Annotated in this window: 20 protein-coding genes; 11 read left to right on the top strand and 9 right to left on the bottom strand. The window is 52.3% G+C overall.

Translation table 11 applies throughout. From position 1 onward, the window contains the following. Nucleotides 1–27: 27 nt before the first annotated feature. Together ACLD3P_RS08995 and ACLD3P_RS08990 are read right to left on the bottom strand one after the other, a co-directional pair. A complete protein-coding gene (locus tag ACLD3P_RS08995) occupies nucleotides 28–894 on the bottom strand; it encodes a GyrI-like domain-containing protein (RefSeq protein WP_411006276.1) in 867 nt (288 codons plus the stop codon). A 71-nt stretch (nucleotides 895–965) separates the two neighbouring features. Next, nucleotides 966–1,358: a YgiW/YdeI family stress tolerance OB fold protein gene (locus tag ACLD3P_RS08990; RefSeq protein WP_000731552.1), complete on the bottom strand. Its 393-nt coding sequence runs from the start codon at nucleotides 1,356–1,358 to the stop codon at nucleotides 966–968. Nucleotides 1,359–1,509: 151 nt separating this feature from the next. On the opposite strand from ACLD3P_RS08990, the gene qseB reads away from it, so the two are divergent. From qseB to ACLD3P_RS08970, 4 genes are all read left to right on the top strand, one after another. Then, nucleotides 1,510–2,169: a quorum sensing response regulator transcription factor QseB gene (gene qseB / locus ACLD3P_RS08985; protein WP_001221574.1), complete on the top strand. Its 660-nt coding sequence runs from the start codon at nucleotides 1,510–1,512 to the stop codon at nucleotides 2,167–2,169. Continuing rightward, nucleotides 2,166–3,515, top strand: coding sequence for a quorum sensing histidine kinase QseC (qseC, locus tag ACLD3P_RS08980; protein WP_000779334.1), 1,350 nt, complete (start codon nucleotides 2,166–2,168; stop codon nucleotides 3,513–3,515). The genes qseB and qseC overlap by 4 nt, the downstream gene beginning before the upstream one ends. A gap of 106 nt (nucleotides 3,516–3,621) precedes the next feature. Further along, the gene (locus ACLD3P_RS08975; protein ID WP_000065416.1) at nucleotides 3,622–4,203 is read left to right on the top strand and encodes an NAD(P)H-dependent oxidoreductase; all 582 of its coding nucleotides are present in this window, start codon (nucleotides 3,622–3,624) and stop codon (nucleotides 4,201–4,203) included. Between the two features lie 31 nt (nucleotides 4,204–4,234). After that, complete coding sequence (locus ACLD3P_RS08970; RefSeq protein ID WP_000958587.1) at nucleotides 4,235–4,549, top strand: putative quinol monooxygenase; 315 nt, start codon at nucleotides 4,235–4,237, stop codon at nucleotides 4,547–4,549. A gap of 124 nt (nucleotides 4,550–4,673) precedes the next feature. Here ACLD3P_RS08970 and parE read toward each other — a convergent pair whose 3' ends face one another. Genes parE through nudF form a run of 5 tightly spaced genes read right to left on the bottom strand, consistent with a single transcriptional unit; the run spans nucleotide 4,674 to nucleotide 9,078 of the window. After that, nucleotides 4,674–6,566: a DNA topoisomerase IV subunit B gene (gene parE, locus ACLD3P_RS08965; RefSeq protein ID WP_000195318.1), complete on the bottom strand. Its 1,893-nt coding sequence runs from the start codon at nucleotides 6,564–6,566 to the stop codon at nucleotides 4,674–4,676. A gap of 27 nt (nucleotides 6,567–6,593) precedes the next feature. Continuing rightward, nucleotides 6,594–7,175, bottom strand: a complete 582-nt coding sequence (gene yqiA / locus ACLD3P_RS08960; RefSeq protein ID WP_000105725.1) for an esterase YqiA — start codon at nucleotides 7,173–7,175, stop codon at nucleotides 6,594–6,596. Continuing rightward, complete coding sequence (cpdA, locus tag ACLD3P_RS08955; RefSeq protein WP_000444735.1) at nucleotides 7,175–8,002, bottom strand: 3',5'-cyclic-AMP phosphodiesterase; 828 nt, start codon at nucleotides 8,000–8,002, stop codon at nucleotides 7,175–7,177. Before cpdA ends, yqiA begins: the two co-directional genes overlap by 1 nt. A 24-nt stretch (nucleotides 8,003–8,026) precedes the next feature. Beyond that, nucleotides 8,027–8,449 carry a DUF1249 family protein gene (locus tag ACLD3P_RS08950; protein WP_000833404.1) on the bottom strand — a complete coding sequence of 141 codons (423 nt, stop codon included), beginning with the start codon at nucleotides 8,447–8,449 and terminating at the stop codon, nucleotides 8,027–8,029. Further along, the gene (nudF, locus tag ACLD3P_RS08945) at nucleotides 8,446–9,078 is read right to left on the bottom strand and encodes an ADP-ribose diphosphatase (protein WP_001231950.1); all 633 of its coding nucleotides are present in this window, start codon (nucleotides 9,076–9,078) and stop codon (nucleotides 8,446–8,448) included. Before nudF ends, ACLD3P_RS08950 begins: the two co-directional genes overlap by 4 nt. Nucleotides 9,079–9,278: 200 nt before the next feature. Here nudF and tolC point away from each other — a divergent pair, with 200 nt between their 5' ends. From tolC to ACLD3P_RS08930, 3 genes are all read left to right on the top strand, one after another. Then, a complete protein-coding gene (gene tolC / locus ACLD3P_RS08940; RefSeq protein WP_001663008.1) occupies nucleotides 9,279–10,754 on the top strand; it encodes an outer membrane channel protein TolC in 1,476 nt (491 codons plus the stop codon). Between the two features lie 212 nt (nucleotides 10,755–10,966). Then, complete coding sequence (locus ACLD3P_RS08935) at nucleotides 10,967–11,638, top strand: DUF1190 family protein (RefSeq protein ID WP_000831528.1); 672 nt, start codon at nucleotides 10,967–10,969, stop codon at nucleotides 11,636–11,638. A 5-nt stretch (nucleotides 11,639–11,643) separates the two neighbouring features. Further along, complete coding sequence (locus ACLD3P_RS08930; protein WP_000442833.1) at nucleotides 11,644–12,807, top strand: glutathionylspermidine synthase family protein; 1,164 nt, start codon at nucleotides 11,644–11,646, stop codon at nucleotides 12,805–12,807. Nucleotides 12,808–12,868: 61 nt separating this feature from the next. Here the strand turns inward: ACLD3P_RS08930 and ygiD are convergent, their stop codons facing one another. Next, nucleotides 12,869–13,657 carry a 4,5-DOPA dioxygenase extradiol gene (gene ygiD, locus ACLD3P_RS08925; protein ID WP_001520560.1) on the bottom strand — a complete coding sequence of 263 codons (789 nt, stop codon included), beginning with the start codon at nucleotides 13,655–13,657 and terminating at the stop codon, nucleotides 12,869–12,871. 140 nt (nucleotides 13,658–13,797) lie between these two features. Between ygiD and zupT the strand changes: the two genes are divergently transcribed. After that, nucleotides 13,798–14,571, top strand: coding sequence for a zinc transporter ZupT (gene zupT, locus ACLD3P_RS08920; protein ID WP_000115871.1), 774 nt, complete (start codon nucleotides 13,798–13,800; stop codon nucleotides 14,569–14,571). A 66-nt stretch (nucleotides 14,572–14,637) separates the two neighbouring features. Here zupT and ACLD3P_RS08915 read toward each other — a convergent pair whose 3' ends face one another. Further along, a complete protein-coding gene (locus ACLD3P_RS08915; RefSeq protein ID WP_000469259.1) occupies nucleotides 14,638–14,814 on the bottom strand; it encodes a hypothetical protein in 177 nt (58 codons plus the stop codon). A 399-nt stretch (nucleotides 14,815–15,213) separates the two neighbouring features. Here ACLD3P_RS08915 and ACLD3P_RS08910 point away from each other — a divergent pair, with 399 nt between their 5' ends. The 3 genes from ACLD3P_RS08910 to dsbI are packed head-to-tail and all read left to right on the top strand — an operon-like array spanning nucleotide 15,214 to nucleotide 18,393. Further along, nucleotides 15,214–17,010, top strand: a complete 1,797-nt coding sequence (locus ACLD3P_RS08910; RefSeq protein ID WP_000460259.1) for an aryl-sulfate sulfotransferase — start codon at nucleotides 15,214–15,216, stop codon at nucleotides 17,008–17,010. Between the two features lie 19 nt (nucleotides 17,011–17,029). Beyond that, a complete protein-coding gene (locus tag ACLD3P_RS08905) occupies nucleotides 17,030–17,701 on the top strand; it encodes a thiol:disulfide interchange protein DsbA/DsbL (RefSeq protein WP_000096230.1) in 672 nt (223 codons plus the stop codon). 14 nt (nucleotides 17,702–17,715) lie between these two features. Further along, entirely contained in the window at nucleotides 17,716–18,393 is a 678-nt protein-coding gene (gene dsbI / locus ACLD3P_RS08900; RefSeq protein WP_000345576.1) for a protein-disulfide oxidoreductase DsbI, read from the top strand. Nucleotides 18,394–18,570: the final 177 nt, after the last annotated feature.

The raw sequence follows: 18,570 nt of genomic DNA, 5'->3' as shown, positions 1-18,570 counted from the left end.
CAAACCGTGAGACAGGTTGCGAGGAAGTTAACGAAGCGGCAGATAGATATCCGTCAGCAGCTCATGTTCCGCCACCTCATGGACGAAATTCAGGTACTGGAAGAAGACCGGAAAATCGCGCAGCGTCTCACCGCTGGCGGGTAGCCATTCGCGGAATAAATACCACACGCTCTCCGGGAGGCTGTCGAGCGATCCCTGATGGCGTACCACCGCGCAGCGCCCGCCAGAAATCTCGCTATTCACCACGCCAACGTCATTTTCGGCTATCGGCTGGTGGACGCTGCCGCAGATATCAAAGCGGAATTGATCCGGCGGCGTCGTCTGCGGGTCGTGCCAGGCAATACCAAAAGTTTGACTGCTGGCAATCGGCGACTGCCCCGTTTCGCGCCGCCATGCAATAAATTTCGCCGCGCTGGCGTTGACCTTATCCGGATGCCCCAGATGCGTCAGCATCGCGACGCGGGTAGGTGGAAATTCAACAATTTTTACGTCCATGACATGCTGCTCCTGTAACGCAAGTTTAGGAACGCGTTGGTGCCAGGCCAGCCAGTCCGGCGATTGCCGAAACCGGCGCGGGCTTTGACCAAACGCGGTTTTGAAAGCACGTGTGAACGACTCCGGATTCTGAAACCCGGCATCCAGCGCGATATCGATAACTTTATCCTGCGGGTTAAACGCCAGCCGCCATGACGCGCGGCGCAAACGCAACCACTGGATATAGCGATAGAGCGGAAGCCCGCTCCAGGTGGTAAACTGCCGGTGAAAATGAAACGGCGAGCTGTGCGCCATCCGGCTTAACGCCTCAATCGACAGAGGCTCATCCAGATGACGCTCAATGTGGTCGCAAACGCTCCGCAGACGTTCGGAATAAGCCGCGCTGATCAGGTCATTCATCACTGCCTCCTTGTGGCCTATTCTGCCCACCGGGCGGCTGTGAATCCTGACCGATCTTGCGCAATGTGGGATTACGGATTCACTTTACGAATCTGTTTTACGTCGATTTCGACAGAGTTCCAGTCTTTATCCACTTCACCCTGAATTTCAACGGTATCCTGCGGGGTTACGGTCAGGCCGTTCCAGCGCTTGTGGTCAATATCCACATTGATAGTACCGGTCGCATCTTTAAACACATACAGGTCGTCGGAAATGCGCTCGACGATATTCCCGCGCAGCGTTACCCACGCATCGTCACGCAGCGATTTAGCGCTCTCTACCGTCGTGCTGCTGCCGTTCGGGCCGACAAATCCGCCGCCTTGCGTTTGCGTCGCCGACGGGCCGGAGAAACCGCCCTGCTGAGCCGCCAGAACCGGGGTAGAACACAGTGCCATAACGGCAACGATTGCAGCTAATTTTTTCATGATTACTTTTCCCTTTCATGTCGTTTCAGATCCATTTAATAAGGTAATCCTTAACAACTTCTTAAGGCAAAAAAAGAATCTTTTTTTCTGTACATCGCCTGCGGCGACAAGGTTAACTGACGGCAACGCGAGTTACCGCAAGGAAGAACAGATGCGAATTTTACTGGTAGAAGATGACACACTTATTGGCGATGGCATAAAAGCGGGCCTGAGTAAAATGGGTTTCAGCGTCGACTGGTTTACCGAGGGACGTCCGGGCAAAGAGGCGCTTTACAGCGCGCCTTATGATGCGGTTATTTTAGATTTGACGCTGCCAGGCATGGACGGACGGGATATTTTGCGCGAATGGCGCGAAAAGGGTAAACAGGAACCGGTACTGATCCTGACGGCGCGCGACGCGTTAGCAGAGCGCGTCGAGGGGCTACGTCTGGGCGCCGATGACTATTTATGTAAACCTTTCGCGCTCATTGAGGTCGCCGCCCGTCTGGAGGCGCTGGTACGCCGCGCCAGCGGTCAGGCCAGTAGCGAATTGCGCCACGGCCAGGTGACGCTCAATCCAGGCAATCTCGTCGCAACGCTTGCCGGCGAACCGCTGGCCCTAAAACCAAAAGAGTTCGCGTTGCTGGAACTATTACTGCGCAACAAAGGTCGCGTGCTGCCGCGCAAGCTTATTGAAGAGAAGCTGTATAACTGGGATGACGACGTGTCCAGCAATGCAGTGGAAGTCCATGTTCATCATTTACGCCGCAAGCTCGGCAGCGAATTTATTCGCACCGTACACGGCATCGGCTACACCCTGGGTGACGCATGAAATTGACGCAACGTCTCAGCCTGCGCGTCAGGCTGACGCTTATTTTCCTGATTCTGGTCTCCATCACCTGGGCAATTTCCAGTTTTGTGGCCTGGAGAAAGACGACGGATAATGTCGACGAGCTGTTTGACACACAGTTGATGTTGTTCGCCAGACGGCTTAGCACCCTCGATCTTAACGAGATCAACGCCCCGCAGCGCATGGCGCATACGCCAAAGAAATTAAAACATGGGCATATCGATGACGATGCGCTGGCGTTCGCCATCTTTTCCGCTGACGGCAAAATGTTGCTGCATGATGGCGACAACGGCCAGGATATTCCGTATCGCTATCGCCGGGAAGGTTTCGACAATGGCTATCTGAAGGATGACAACGACCTCTGGCGTTTTTTGTGGTTGAACTCGGTGGACGGTAAGTATCGTATCGTCGTCGGTCAGGAGTGGGATTACCGCGAAGATATGGCGCTGGCGATCGTGGCGGCGCAATTAACGCCGTGGCTGATCGCCCTTCCCTTCATGCTGCTGATTTTATTACTCCTGCTTCACCGCGAGCTCAGACCGTTGAAAAAACTGGCGCAGGCGCTGCGCTTCCGGTCGCCGGAATCGGAAACGCCGCTCGACGCCAAAGGCGTACCGAGCGAGGTTCGCCCACTGGTCGAAGCGCTTAATCAGCTTTTTAGCCGCATCCACTCCATGATGGTGCGCGAACGGCGATTTACCTCCGACGCCGCCCATGAATTGCGCAGCCCGCTGGCCGCGCTGAAAGTACAAACCGAGGTGGCGCAGCTCTCGGGCGACGATCCGCTATCGCGTGATAAAGCGCTGACCCAGCTCCATGCGGGGATCGATCGCGCCACGCGGCTGGTCGATCAGCTACTGACGTTATCGCGTCTCGACTCGCTCAATAATTTGCAGGATGTAGCGGAGATTTCGCTGGAAGAGCTGCTGCAGTCCGCGGTAATGGATATTTATCATCCGGCGCAGCAGGCGAATATCGACGTGCGTTTACAGCTTAACGCCCATGACGTCATACGTACCGGTCAGCCGCTACTTTTAAGCCTGTTAGTGCGTAACCTGCTGGATAATGCGATTCGCTACAGTCCGCAGGGCAGCGTCGTCGACGTTACCTTACATGCCCGCAGCTTCACCGTCAGAGATAATGGCCCCGGCGTAGCGCCAGAGATTCTGACGCATATCGGCGAGCGTTTTTACCGCCCGCCAGGCCAAAGTGTGACCGGCAGCGGTCTGGGATTATCAATCGTCCGCCGCATCGCTACGCTACACGGCATGACGGTGTCGTTTGGCAACGCCGCGGAAGGTGGATTTGAGGCCGTAGTAAGTTGGTAACAGAGACTTTTGCCAAAAACGCAAAAGACTTTGCACATTTTGCTAATTTCACCGCACCGCCCGTCAGCGTAGAATCAGCAGCAAACGCATTTCTTGAGGACACAAAATGAGTAACATCCTGATTATCAACGGGGCGAAAAAATTCGCGCACTCCAACGGCCAGTTGAATGACACCCTGACCGAAGTTGCCGATGGGCTGCTGCGCGATCTGGGTCATCAGGTTAAGATCGTCCGCGCCGACAGCGACTATGACATTAAAGAAGAGGTGCAGAATTTCGTCTGGGCTGACGTGGTGATTTGGCAGATGCCAGGCTGGTGGATGGGCGCGCCATGGACAGTAAAAAAATATATGGATGATGTCTTTACCGAAGGTCACGGCACGCTCTATGCCAGCGATGGCCGCACGCGTTCCGATGCCGCTAAAAAGTACGGTTCCGGCGGTCTGGTGCAGGGGAAAAAATATATGCTGTCACTGACGTGGAACGCGCCGATGGAAGCATTTACCGAAAAAGATCAGTTTTTCCACGGCGTAGGCGTAGATGGCGTCTATCTGCCATTCCATAAAGCCAACCAGTTTCTGGGCATGGACGCGCTACCAACGTTTATTGCCAACGACGTGATTAAAATGCCGGATGTTCCGCGCTATACCGCAGAATATCGCAAGCATCTGAGCGAAATTTTTGCTTAACTGGTCATCCTGGAATTAGAAGGAGTTAACCATGCTTACCGTCATTGCCGAAATTCGCACGCGTCCGGGCCAACATCACCGTCAGGCCGTCCTCGACCAGTTTGCGAAAATTATTCCAACCGTTCTTAAAGAAGAGGGGTGCCACGGTTACGCGCCGATGGTGGATCATGCCGCGGGCGTGAGTTTTCAGACTCTGGCGCCTGACTCGATCGTGATGATTGAACAGTGGGAAAGCGTTGCGCACCTTGAGGCGCATCTGCAAACCCCGCATATGAAAGCCTATAGCGACGCGGTAAAAGACGATGTGCTGGAAATGAATATTCGTATTCTGGAATCCGGCGTTTAAGTTATTACCCTCGTCTGACGTCTCCCTGATGCGATGCGCAAGTGTCGCCATCAGGCTGCGGCGTCATGTCGAATTCGCTTATCCGGCCTGCGGCGCGCAGACCGGATAAAGCGTGCAACAACCGTTACACGTCGAGATCCGCGAGATCGCCTTTTTCCTGTAGCCAGTTGCGTCGATCTTCAGAACGTTTCTTCGCCAGCAGCATATCCATCATCGCGTTAGTACGCTGATCGTCTTCATCGCTAATGGTGAGCTGCACCAGGCGGCGAGTATTTGGATCAAGCGTGGTTTCGCGTAACTGCATTGGGTTCATTTCACCCAGGCCTTTGAAACGCTGTACGTTCGGCTTGCCTTTCTTACGCTTCAGTTGTTCCAGTACGCCCGCCTTCTCTTCTTCCGTCAGCGCGTAATAGACCTCTTTACCCAAATCGATACGGTATAGCGGCGGTAGCGCGACGTAGACATGACCATTCTTCACCAGCGCGCGGAAATGTCTGACAAACAGCGCGCAAAGCAGCGTAGCGATATGCAAACCATCGGAGTCCGCATCCGCCAGGATACAGATCTTGCCGTAGCGCAGCTGACTCAGATCGTCGCTGTCCGGATCGATACCGATCGCCACGGAAATATCATGCACCTCTTGCGAGGCCAGCACTTCATCGGAAGAGACCTCCCAGGTGTTAAGGATCTTACCTTTGAGCGGCATGATCGCCTGATATTCGCGATCGCGCGCCTGCTTGGCGGAACCGCCCGCCGAATCCCCTTCCACAAGGAACAGCTCGGTCCGATTAAGATCCTGCGCGGTACAGTCCGCCAGTTTCCCCGGTAACGCCGGACCGCTGGTGAGCTTTTTGCGCACCACTTTTTTTGCGGCGCGCAGTCGCCGCTGCGCGCTGGCAATCGCCATCTCTGCCAGTTGTTCCGCCGCCTGCACGTTCTGGTTCAGCCACAGGCTGAAGGCATCTTTCACCACGCCGGAAACAAATGCCGCACATTGACGCGACGACAGACGCTCTTTGGTCTGCCCGGCAAATTGCGGGTCCTGCATTTTCACGGAGAGCACATAAGCGCAGCGATCCCAGATATCTTCCGCCGACAGTTTGACGCCGCGCGGCAGAATATTGCGGTATTCGCAAAATTCGCGCATCGCGTCGAGCAGGCCCTGGCGCAGACCGTTGACGTGCGTCCCCCCCTGCATGGTCGGGATCAGGTTGACGTAGCTTTCCGTCAGTAATTCGCCGCCTTCCGGCAGCCACAATAGCGCCCAGTCAACCGCTTCCGTTTCACCGTTAAAATTACCGATAAACGGCTTTTCCGGCAGAGTTGGCAGGCCATTTACCGCTTCGCCCAGATAGTCGTTCAGGCCATCCTGGTAGCACCAGCGCTGCTCGCTGTTATTCACTTCATCTTTAAAAGTGATTTCCACGCCGGGACACAGCACCGCTTTTGCTTTCAGAACGTGCATTAAGCGAGAGACAGAAAAACGCGGGCTGTCGAAGAAACTTTCGTCCGGCCAGAAATGCACGCTGGTGCCAGTATTACGTTTACCGCAGGTGCCGACAACCTGCAAATCCTGCACTTTTTCGCCGTTTTCAAACGCGATGTTATAGACCTGACCGTCGCGGCGCACGGTCACTTCCACGCGCTTTGACAGGGCATTCACTACCGAAATCCCCACCCCATGCAGACCACCAGAGAACTGATAGTTCTTATTGGAGAATTTACCGCCGGCATGAAGTCGACAGAGGATCAGTTCTACCGCCGGAACCCCCTCTTCCGGATGGATATCCACCGGCATCCCGCGTCCGTCGTCAATCACTTCCAGCGATTGATCGGCATGTAAAATGACATCCACGCGTTTGGCGTGACCTGCCAGTGCTTCATCCACACTATTATCAATCACTTCCTGACCCAAATGGTTGGGGCGGGTCGTATCGGTGTACATCCCCGGGCGGCGGCGTACCGGCTCAAGCCCAGTGAGTACCTCAATGGCATCAGCGTTATAAGTTTGCGTCATGGTTTAATTAGCAATTCGAATTGATTGTCAGCAACTGTGCAGTCCAAGAAAATCGACAATCTGGTTGAAATAATCTTCGAAGCCCGTGAATGCGTGATTACCACCCTCGGTCACTGTCTGACGGCAGGAGGCGTAATATGCCACCGCCTGGCGGTAATCCAGCACTTCATCGCCCGTCTGTTGCAGTAGCCAGATCAGGTCCGGCGCTTCCAGCGGGTCAATCTGCATGACTTTAAGATCATAAATATGGCGAGACTCTAGCACATATTGCTGCCCGGTGTAGGGGTTCTCGTTCTGACCGAGATAGTCGGTCAGTAATTCAAAGGGCCGCACGGCGGGATTCACCACCACAGCCGGCAGCATAAAACATTGCGACAGCCAGGTGGCGTAATAACCACCCAGCGACGATCCTACCAGCCCTAATGGCGCACCGCCATGCTCAAGCACGAGAGATTCCAGCAACTCCGCCGCATCGGCAGGATACGGCGGCAGCTGAGGGACGATCATCTCAACATGCGGATGACGCTCCGCCAGCCAGTTTTTTAGCTGGCACGCTTTTGCCGAGCGAGGGGAACTGTTGAATCCGTGCAAATAGAGAAGCGTAGACATCAGTATCCTTCCGAAGCGGTATCGGGTCGGAACCGGGTATCCTGCAGGCGATGCACTTCCGTCTCCAGGACGCCGTTCGCCCGGAGCTCCAGCGTACGCCAGCCCGGCGCGATAGTATCCAGCGTAAAGTTCGCGCAGTGCGGTTTGAACTGTACGCAGGTTGACGGCGACGCCAGCAGACGGCGACCGTTCCAGTCAAGATCCAGCTCCTGGTGAATATGTCCGCATAACAGATATTTTACACGCGGGAAATTCGCCAGCACGCTATCCAGCTCACCGGCATTACGCAAGCTGTGCTGATCCAACCAACTGCACCCTGCCGGCAACGGATGGTGGTGCAAAAGGAGCAATGTCTGTCTCTCTGGCGCATCGGCGAGCTTACGCTCAAGCCATTCCAGTTGGAACTCGCTCAGTTCGCCATGCGGAACGCCAAACACCTGGCTATCCAGCAACAAAATCTGCCATTGTTCACCGATTAACACGCGTTTAGCCGGGGAAATCCCCGCCTCTTGCAGCGCGCTGTACATTGCCGGCTGAAAATCATGATTGCCCGGTAGCCAAACGCAAGGCGCGCGAAAGCTTGCGATACCCTCAGCAAAATGCTGATAAGCCGCAGCGGATTGATCCTGCGCCAGATCGCCGGTGGCCACGATCAGATCATATTCATACTGTTGCGCCCGAATAGCCTCCAGCACGGCCTGGTAACTTTCCCAGGTATTGACGCCTAACAGCGTTTCATGCTTTTCGGCAAACAGGTGAGTATCTGTAATTTGTAAAATCCTGACTCGGGCCTCACCAGCCAGAGGTAGGGTTAACAGGCTTTCCAAATGGTGTCCTTAGGTTTCACGACGCTAATAAACCGGAATCGCCATCGCTCCATGTGCTAAACAGAATCGTAGCCAGTCGGCCAGAAACTGATTAATTTGATGCTTTTCGTCGCGTTGATGCAACTTTTTATTTGGATAATCATACCGCGCTTTGAAGCGAAAGATCTGCTGGCTTGAACACACTTCAGCCACCATCGCATCATGGTAGAGGCGCACCGTCAGCGACGGCAGGCTCCAGTAGGTGATGGCTGGCGCCGTTTGCTCGATCGTTACAAGCGTAGTGTATCGGGTCGATTCCACAATCGTTAACCGATATTGTACGTTACCCACCTGATAGCTCACCGTTTCACCGGGGGCGTCATTGCGCGGCAACAGGCGGCGCAATTGCGAAAAATTGGTTTCGCACAAACGCATCATTTCTGGGAAGTCAGGTGTATAACGCTTCATTTTTTCCACTCGTTTTTTAACTCTTGATGATGCAACTGAAGCCATTGCAAAGCGATGACTGCGGCTGCGTTGTCGATTTTCCCCTCTTCTACCCACTGGTATGCCTGTTCCCGGCTTACCACATGAACCCGAATATCTTCGTTTTCATCCGCCAGACCATGAATACCTGCCGCGGTCGTGGCGTCCACTTCACCCACCAGAATAGATGAGCGCTCGCTGGTTCCTCCTGGACTCGCCAGGTAACTGATGACCGGTCGGGTGCGGCCTACGGTCAGCCCCGCTTCTTCCATCGCCTCTCGCCGGGCGACCGCCTCAATGGTTTCGCCTTCTTCTATCATGCCAGCGACCATCTCCAGCAGCCACGGCGTAACGCTTGTGTCATACGCGGCAATACGAATCTGTTCGACCAGCACCACCTCGTCGCGTTCAGGGTCAAAGGGTAGCAAGACGGCGGCGTGCCCGCGCTCAAAAATTTCGCGCTTTACCTCGCCACTCATTTCTCCGTTGAATAAACGATGGCGGAATCGATACACATCCAATGAAAAAAAACCGCGATAGCGCGTTTCCCGTGCAATAATTTCTACATCGCTTTTGGTGAAAGTAACTGGCAAGTTGTCTGATTTACGCATTGTGCTGCCCTGCTAGCAATAATGATTAAATGATGAATTTCAAGGGTGGTTGACTGCTGTTTTATCACCCTTGTGGTAAATTGGTGCCAATTAAGGCTCGTATGGCACGTAACGCCAACTTTTTGCAGTGGCGGATTCTGCTAGAATCAGCAATTATTTTTACAAATTGATCAGCGCTAAATACTGCTTCACAACAAGGAATGCAAATGAAGAAATTGCTCCCCATCCTTATCGGCCTGAGCCTGTCGGGGTTCAGCACACTAAGCCAGGCAGAGAACCTGATGCAAGTTTATCAGCAAGCACGCCTGAGCAACCCGGAATTGCGTAAATCCGCTGCCGATCGCGATGCTGCATTCGAAAAAATTAACGAAGCGCGTAGTCCTTTACTGCCGCAACTGGGTTTGGGTGCCGACTACACCTACAGCAACGGTTATCGCGATGCGAACGGTATCAACTCCAATGAAACCAGCGCTTCCCTGCAATTAACGCAGACGCTATTTGATATGTCGAAATGGCGTGGGCTCACCCTGCAAGAAAAAGCAGCAGGCATTCAGGATGTCACCTATCAGACCGATCAGCAGACGCTGATCCTCAATACCGCGAACGCGTATTTTAAGGTATTGAACGCTATTGATGTGCTTTCCTATACCCAGGCACAAAAAGAGGCTATCTACCGTCAGTTAGATCAAACGACGCAACGTTTTAACGTGGGTCTGGTCGCCATTACCGACGTGCAAAACGCCCGTGCGCAATATGATACCGTACTGGCGAATGAAGTGACCGCCCGCAACAACCTGGATAACGCGGTAGAAGAGCTGCGCCAGGTAACCGGCAATTATTACCCGGAGCTGGCGTCGCTTAACGTCGAGCATTTTAAAACCGACAAACCCAAAGCTGTTAATGCGCTGCTGAAGGAAGCGGAAAACCGTAACCTGTCGCTGTTGCAGGCGCGTTTAAGTCAGGATCTGGCGCGCGAACAAATCCGTCAGGCGCAGGATGGCCATCTGCCGACGCTGAATTTAACGGCCTCAACCGGCATTTCTGATACCTCTTATAGCGGTTCTAAAACCAACTCCGCCCAGTACGACGATAGCAACATGGGGCAGAATAAAATCGGCCTGAACTTCTCCCTGCCGCTGTATCAAGGCGGGATGGTTAACTCGCAGGTAAAACAGGCGCAGTATAACTTCGTCGGCGCAAGCGAACAGCTGGAAAGCGCGCACCGTAGCGTGGTGCAGACCGTACGTTCTTCCTTTAACAATATTAACGCCTCCATCAGCAGCATCAACGCGTATAAACAGGCAGTCGTTTCCGCGCAAAGTTCTTTGGATGCAATGGAAGCCGGTTACTCGGTCGGTACACGTACCATTGTTGACGTACTGGATGCCACCACCACTCTGTATGATGCCAAGCAGCAACTGGCCAACGCGCGTTATACCTATTTGATTAATCAGTTAAATATCAAATATGCGCTCGGTACGCTGAACGAGCAGGATCTGCTCGCGCTTAACAGTACGTTGGGTAAACCTATCCCGACGTCGCCGGAAAGCGTAGCGCCGGAAACGCCAGAGCAGGATGCTGCCGCAGACGGTTATAATGCCCATAGCGCCGCGCCGGCAGTACAGCCGACCGCCGCTCGCGCCAACAGCAATAACGGCAATCCATTCCGGCATTGATAAGTTATTCGCTGGCGCTGCGCTTATCAGACCTATGCCCTTGTAGGTCTGGTAAGCGCGGCGCTACCTGTCATAAAGCCGCGCCTGAACGTAAGACAACGTAAAGATACTGCTATTCCGCCGCATTCTCGCCTTTTCTCGCTTCAATTTCGACCAGTCATCCTCTATTCTGAACGCATGTTGTATTTACCACTGGGTCCTGGAAGACAAATATGAAACGGACAAAATCCATCCATCACGCATCATTTCGCAAAAGCTGGAGCGCGCGGCATTTAACGCCGGTCGCTCTGGCGGTTACGGCTGTTTTTATGCTGGCTGGCTGTGAAAAAAGCGATGAAACCGTATCGCTGTATCAAAACGCTGATGACTGTTCAGCGGCGAATCCGGGCAAAAGCGCGGAATGTACAACCGCGTATAACAATGCGCTGAAAGAGGCCGAACGTACTGCGCCTAAGTACGCTACACGCGAAGATTGCGTCGCTGAGTTTGGCGAAGGTCAGTGCCAGCAAGCGCCTGCACAGGCTGGCATGGCGCCGGAAAATCAGGCGCAGGCCCAACAATCCAGCGGCAGTTTCTGGATGCCGCTTATGGCAGGTTACATGATGGGGCGTCTGATGGGCGGCGGCGCAGGCTTTGCGCAACAGCCGCTGTTTAGCTCGAAAAACCCGGCCAGCCCTGCATACGGCAAATATACCGATGCGGCAGGTAAAAACTACGGCGCGGCGCAACCGGGCCGGACAATGACCGTACCGAAAACCGCGATGGCGCCGAAACCGGCCACCACAACAACCGTTACCCGCGGCGGTTTTGGCGAATCCGTCGCCAAACAGAGCACCATGCAGCGTAGCGCTGCCGGTACTTCAACACGTTCGATGGGCGGCTGATACGCATGGAAAGAGTCAGTATTACCGAGCGCCCGGACTGGCGCGATAAAGCGACTGAATACGGGTTTAATTTTCACACTATGTATGGTGAACCGTACTGGTGTGAAGACGCTTATTACAAGTTAACGCTCGCCCAGGTGGAAAAACTGGAAGACGTTACCGCCGAGCTGCACCAGATGTGCCTCAAGGTAGTAGAACGCGTCATCGCCAGCGATGAGCTGATGACGAAGTTTCGTATTCCAAAACATACCTGGGGTTTTGTTCGCCAGTCCTGGCAAACGCAACAACCGTCGCTCTATTCCCGCCTCGATTTGGCCTGGGACGGCATCGGCGAGCCTAAGCTGCTCGAAAATAATGCCGACACGCCAACATCGCTGTATGAAGCGGCGTTTTTTCAGTGGATTTGGCTGGAAGATCAGATCAACGCGGGCAATCTGCCGGAAGGCAGCGATCAGTTTAATAGCCTGCAGGAAAAACTGATTGAACGCTTTGCTGAACTTCGCGAGCAGTACGGTTTTCAGTTGCTGCATCTCACCTGCTGTCGCGATACGGTTGAGGATCGCGGCACCATTCAGTATTTACAGGATTGCGCGGCCGAAGCGGAAATCGCCACCGAATTTCTCTATATCGACGATATTGGTCTGGGGGAAAAAGGCCAATTTACGGATCTGCAGGATCAGGTCATTGCGAACCTGTTCAAGCTCTATCCGTGGGAATTTATGCTGCGCGAGATGTTTTCCACCAAGCTGGAAGATGCCGGCGTGCGCTGGCTGGAACCGGCCTGGAAAAGCATTATCTCCAATAAAGCGTTGTTGCCGCTGTTGTGGGAGATGTTCCCTGACCATCCGAATCTGTTGCCTGCGTATTTCGCCGAAGACGAACATCCGCCAATGGATAAATATGTCGTGAAACCGATCTTCTCCCGCGAAGGGGCGAACGTATCGATTATTGAGAACGGTAAAACGATCGAATCCGTGGAAGGCCCGTATGGCGAAGAGGGTATGATCGTGCAACAGTTCTATCCGCTGCCAAAATTCGGCGACAGTTACACCCTGATTGGTAGCTGGCTGATTAACGATCAGCCCGCCGGAATTGGTATCCGTGAAGATCGGGCGCTGATCACCCAGGATCTCTCCCGCTTCTATCCGCATATTTTTGTCGAAGGATAGATTCTCCTGTAAGCCCGATGCGCGTAGCGCCATCGGGCAATCATTCCGCGCCTTATCCGGCCTACCCCACCTGCACCGACAACATGCTTATACTGCCCATCTCAATACCGTCGACCGGGATGGTGATAGGCTCCTTGCCGTCCCAGGCGCCAAGTACATACAGCAAAGGTAAAAAGTGCTCCGGCGTCGGGTTCGATAAGGCCCCCCCTTCATGTTGCAGATAATTCACCAGCGGGTGCTGTTCTACCGGCCCCTGCCACGTCAGATTGGCTTTCACAAAGTCATTAAATGACGCCGCCCAGGGATACGGTATATTGTCACCGTGCCAACGCACAGTCCGCAGGTTATGAACCACATTCCCGCTGGCCACCAGCATCACGCCTTCGTCACGCAGCGTCGCCAGCTTACGACCCACCTCAAAATGCCATGCCGCCGGTTTGGTACTATCAACACTAAGCTGCACCATCGGGATATCCGCATTCGGGTACATCTTGATCAATACGCCCCAGGAGCCGTGATCAAATCCCCACGCTTCTTTATCGAGCGCGACGGGAACGGGAGCCAACAGTTCAACCAGACGCTGCGCCAGCGCAGGCGATCCAGGGGCCGGATAATGCGTGTCATACAGCGCCTGCGGAAAACCGCCAAAATCATGGAGAGTTTGCGGCCTTTCCATCGCTGTGACGCCCGTCCCGCGGGTATACCAGTGCGCCGACACCACCACTATCGCCTGTGGTCGAGGCAGGGCTTCCCCCAATCGCCGCCAGGCGCGGGTATAATCATTATCGTCCAGCACGTTCATCGGGCTGCCATGCCCCAAAAACAATGCTGGCATACACGTTAAAGACATGATGTTATCCTTACAGGAAAGACATTTTGTTAACATCACCATACGCTTTCTTCACAGAGGAAGAACTCAGATAACTATGATGAAGATCATCAGTTATTTTGAAGGTCAGGTTCGGACGGCAAATTGATAAGGAGTAATGGATGTCAGTACCACTTATTCTGACCTTACTGGCGGGCGCCGCCACCTTTATTGGTGCGTTTCTTGGCGTTCTCGGCCAAAAACCGTCTAATCGCGTGCTGGCTTTTTCGCTGGGCTTCGCCGCAGGGATCATGCTGCTCATCTCGCTGATGGAGATGCTGCCCGCCGCGCTTGATACCGAGGGGATGTCGCCTGTACTGGGCTACGGAATGTTTATTATCGGCCTGTTGGGCTACTTCGGGCTGGACCGCCTGCTTCCTCACGCTCATCCGCAGGATCTGATGCAAAAAAGGCAGCAGCCGCTTCCCGGCTCGATAAAACGCACTGCGATTTTATTGACGCTCGGCATTAGCCTGCACAACTTTCCGGAAGGGATCGCCACCTTTGTCACTGCCAGCAGCAATCTTGAACTGGGTTTCGGCATCGCACTGGCGGTGGCGTTGCACAATATTCCTGAAGGTCTGGCGGTTGCCGGCCCGGTTTATGCCGCGACGGGCTCAAAACGTACCGCGATTTTTTGGGCCGGTATCTCCGGCATGGCGGAAATTCTTGGCGGCGTGCTGGCGTGGCTGATTTTGGGCAGTCTGGTTTCGCCAATCGTTATGGCGGCTATCATGGCGGCAGTCGCCGGTATTATGGTGGCGCTCTCCGTTGATGAACTGATGCCGCTGGCAAAAGAGATCGATCCTAACAATAACCCCAGCTATGGCGTGCTTTGCGGTATGTCCATCATGGGGCTCAGTCTCGTCATTTTGCAGACGATAGGTATCGGTTAAGAGAAACGTCGCGCCGGATGCAGGCCTTTAGCCAGGCAACATCCGGCTGCCCGTCAAGGATATGCGCTATTTCTGCTCATTCATCACGCTGTCGCCTTCGCTCGTCTGGCGAAAACGTTTCGTTCGCGCTTCAAGTAATGCATCTCTGTCTTGCCGAAACGCTCTGCAATAACGCTTCATATGGCAAATATACCCTACTACCACCAGAACGATTAATATTATCCAATACCAGGCAATAAACATCCTTTTTACCCTTAAAATTTAACATCACTAAACATTTAACGTTAAAATTTTACATACCCTTATTTTGACGTATTCATATACTGGCATATTTGTGGAACAAATAAATGATTTTGATCATATAAATCAGTGGTGAAACACAATAATGAAAGAGGTATTAAGCAGAAAACAATGTCGATAAGATCACACTTCGTACTAATTTATATTGTTCTTAAAATATCACACTCCTACTATCGACTTATTAAGGCAATTAAAAAACATTGATACAGAGTATATTTTAAAATAAGCAATAGTATTATGACTTATATTTAAAGACCAATCATTTACCTCATTTATCATTCATAAAAACATAGTATATTCAGAAGTATTATATTTAGAAGTTGTATATAAGGAGATATATCCATGTTTGACCAATACCGGAAAACAATACTTGCCGGCGCCGTCGCACTGACATGCGGACTCACCGCAGCCAGTACATTTGCTGCAGGTTTTCAACCAGCGCAGCCCGCAGGAAAATTAGGCGCAGTCGTTGTCGATCCTTACGGTAATGCCCCTCTCACCGCACTGGTGGAATTAGATAGCCATATTATTTCAGACGTTAAAGTTACTGTACATGGCAAAGGGGAAAAAGGCGTTCCCGTTACTTATACCGTTGGGAAAGAATCTTTAGAAACCTATGACGGTATTCCTATTTTTGGCCTTTATCAGAAATTTGCCAACAACGTCACGGTAGAATATAAAGAAAACGGCAAAGCCATGAAGGATGACTATGTGGTGCAGACGTCCGCCATCGTCAACCATTATATGGATAACCGTTCTATTTCAGATCTCCAGCAAACGAAAGTTATTAAAGTCGCGCCAGGATTTGAAGATCGTCTTTATCTGGTAAATACCCATACCTTTACGCCGCAGGGCGCTGAATTTCACTGGCACGGCGAAAAAGATAAAAATGCGGGCATTCTTGATGCCGGCCCGGCGGGCGGGGCTTTGCCTTTCGATATCGCCCCTTACACGTTTGTAGTCGACACCCAGGGTGAATACCGCTGGTGGCTGGATCAAGATACCTTCTACGACGGCCACGATATGAATATCAACAAACGCGGCTACCTGATGGGTATTCGTGAAACGCCTCGCGGCACCTTTACCGCGGTGCAGGGCCAGCACTGGTACGAGTTTGACATGATGGGGCAAATTCTTGCCGATCATAAACTGCCGCGCGGGTTCCTGGATGCGTCTCATGAATCCATCGAAACCGTGAACGGCACCGTACTGCTGCGCGTCGGCAAACGCGATTACCGCAAAGAAGACGGCATACATGTTCATACGATTCGTGACCAAATCATTGAGGTCGATAAGTCTGGCCGCGTAGTAGACGTTTGGGATTTAACCAAAATCCTCGACCCTATGCGTGATGCGCTGCTCGGCGCGCTGGATGCGGGCGCAGTATGCGTGAACGTCGATCTGGCCCATGCCGGACAGCAGGCGAAACTCGAACCGGATACGCCGTATGGCGATGCGCTTGGCGTTGGTGCCGGTCGTAACTGGGCGCACGTCAACTCTATCGCTTATGACGCGAAAGACGACTCCATCATCCTTTCTTCCCGCCATCAGGGTATTGTAAAAATTGGTCGCGATAAGCAGGTGAAATGGATACTGGCACCGTCTAAAGGCTGGAATAAGCAGCTAGCCAGTAAATTGCTGAAACCGGTAGACGATCATGGTAAGCCGTTGACCTGTGACGAAAACGGCAAGTGTAAGGACACCGATTTCGATTTCACCTATACCCAACATACGGCATGGCTTTCCAGCAAAGGCACGTTAACGGTCTTTGATAACGGCGATGGTCGCGGCCTGGAGCAACCGGCTCTACCGACCATGAAATATTCCCGTTTTGTCGAATATAAGATCGATGAGAAGAAAGGCACCGTACAACAAGTTTGGGAATACGGTAAAGAACGTGGATATGATTTCTATAGTCCTATTACCTCGGTTGTTGAATATCAAAAAGACCGCGACACCATGTTCGGCTTTGGCGGTTCTATTAACCTGTTCGACGTTGGTAAACCAACAGTCGGCAAACTGAATGAGATTGACTATAAAACGAAAGAAGTGAAAGTTGAAATTGATGTGCTGTCGGATAAGCCCAACCAGACTCACTATCGTGCGTTACTGGTTCATCCAACGCAAATGTTTAAATAAATCACGGGAAGGAATTAATATGTCATCTAAATGGATTACCTCTTTATTTAAAAGCGTAGTATTAACCGCGGCATTGGTCACTCCTTTTGCGGCATCGGCTTTTACCGAGGGCACAGATTATATGGTTCTGGAGAAACCGATTCCTAATGCGGATAAAACGCTGATTAAGGTATTTAGCTACGCCTGCCCTTTCTGCTACAAATATGACAAAGCCGTAACAGGTCCGGTTTCTGATAAAGTAGCCGATCTCGTTACGTTCACTCCGTTCCACCTGGAAACAAAAGGCGAATATGGCAAACAGGCCAGCGAAGTATTTGCAGTCCTGATCGCCAAAGATAAAGCTGCCGGGATTTCGTTATTTGATGCTAAATCACAATTCAAAAAAGCGAAGTTCGCTTGGTACGCGGCTTACCATGATAAGAAAGAGCGCTGGTCAGATGGGAAAGATCCGGCAGCATTTATTAAAACCGGGCTGGACGCCGCAGGCATGAGCCAGGCTGATTTTGAAGCGGCGCTGAAAGATCCTGCCGTTCAGGAGACTCTGGAAAAATGGAAAGCCGCCTATGACGTTGCCAAAATTCAGGGTGTTCCGGCTTACGTCGTCAACGGCAAGTACCTTATCTATACCAAAAACATCAAATCCATCGATTCTATGGCTGAACTCGTCCGGGAACTGGCCACTAAAAAATAAGCAGGGAAACGATTATGGATTTTATTAAGGGATTATGGCGAGACCTACGCGCAAGACCAGTAGATACGCTGGTGAGATGGCAGGAACAGCGCTTTCTGTGGCTGTTAATGGCCATCGCGATGGGAGGGTTAATTATCCTGGCGCACTCGTTCTTCCAAATCTATCTCTACATGGCGCCGTGCGAACAGTGTGTTTACATTCGTTACGCGATGTTTGTGATGGTAATTGGCGGGGTGATTGCGGCGATAAATCCCAAAAATATCGTGCTGAAGCTGATTGGCTGTATCGCGGCGTTTTATGGCAGCATTATGGGCATTAAGTTTTCTATTAAGCTTAATGGTATCCATCATGCGGTACATAATGCGGACCCCGATTCACTTTTTGGCGTGCAAGGATGTTCGACTGACCCGACCTTTCCTTTCAACTTACCGTTGGCGGAATGGGCGCCGGAGTGGTTTAAACCTACCGGAGACTGCGGTTATGACGCGCCTATCGTCCCTGATGGCGTAACGCTCAGTAGCGTACAGCAGTGGTTTGTCGATCTCTACCAGCAGTCTGAAGGCTGGTATCTGCTTCCGCCCTGGCACTTTATGAACATGGCGCAGGCATGTATGTTGGCCTTTGGGTTGTGCCTGATTCTGCTGCTGGTGATGAGCGGCGCCTGGGCATTAAAACTGGCCAGAGGCAAATAACCTGAATAGATAAACCAAAGCAGAGGTCTGCATTCAGGCCTCTGCTTTTCTCACAATAATTTTACCATTCAGCTTATTCGTCGTTCTTTGAAACTGAACGATATGGCACCGAAGGTGACTAGTCCTGATATAGGTTGACAGTTTTTTGTCTGTAAAACGCCTGATGAACATCATCGG

The sequence above is a fragment of the Salmonella sp. 741265073_HBA genome (genome assembly GCF_046569105.1).
GTDB lineage: Bacteria > Pseudomonadota > Gammaproteobacteria > Enterobacterales > Enterobacteriaceae > Salmonella > Salmonella enterica.
The sequence above is the reverse complement of the archived record's forward strand: the minus strand, read 5'-3'. Positions and strand labels throughout refer to the sequence as shown.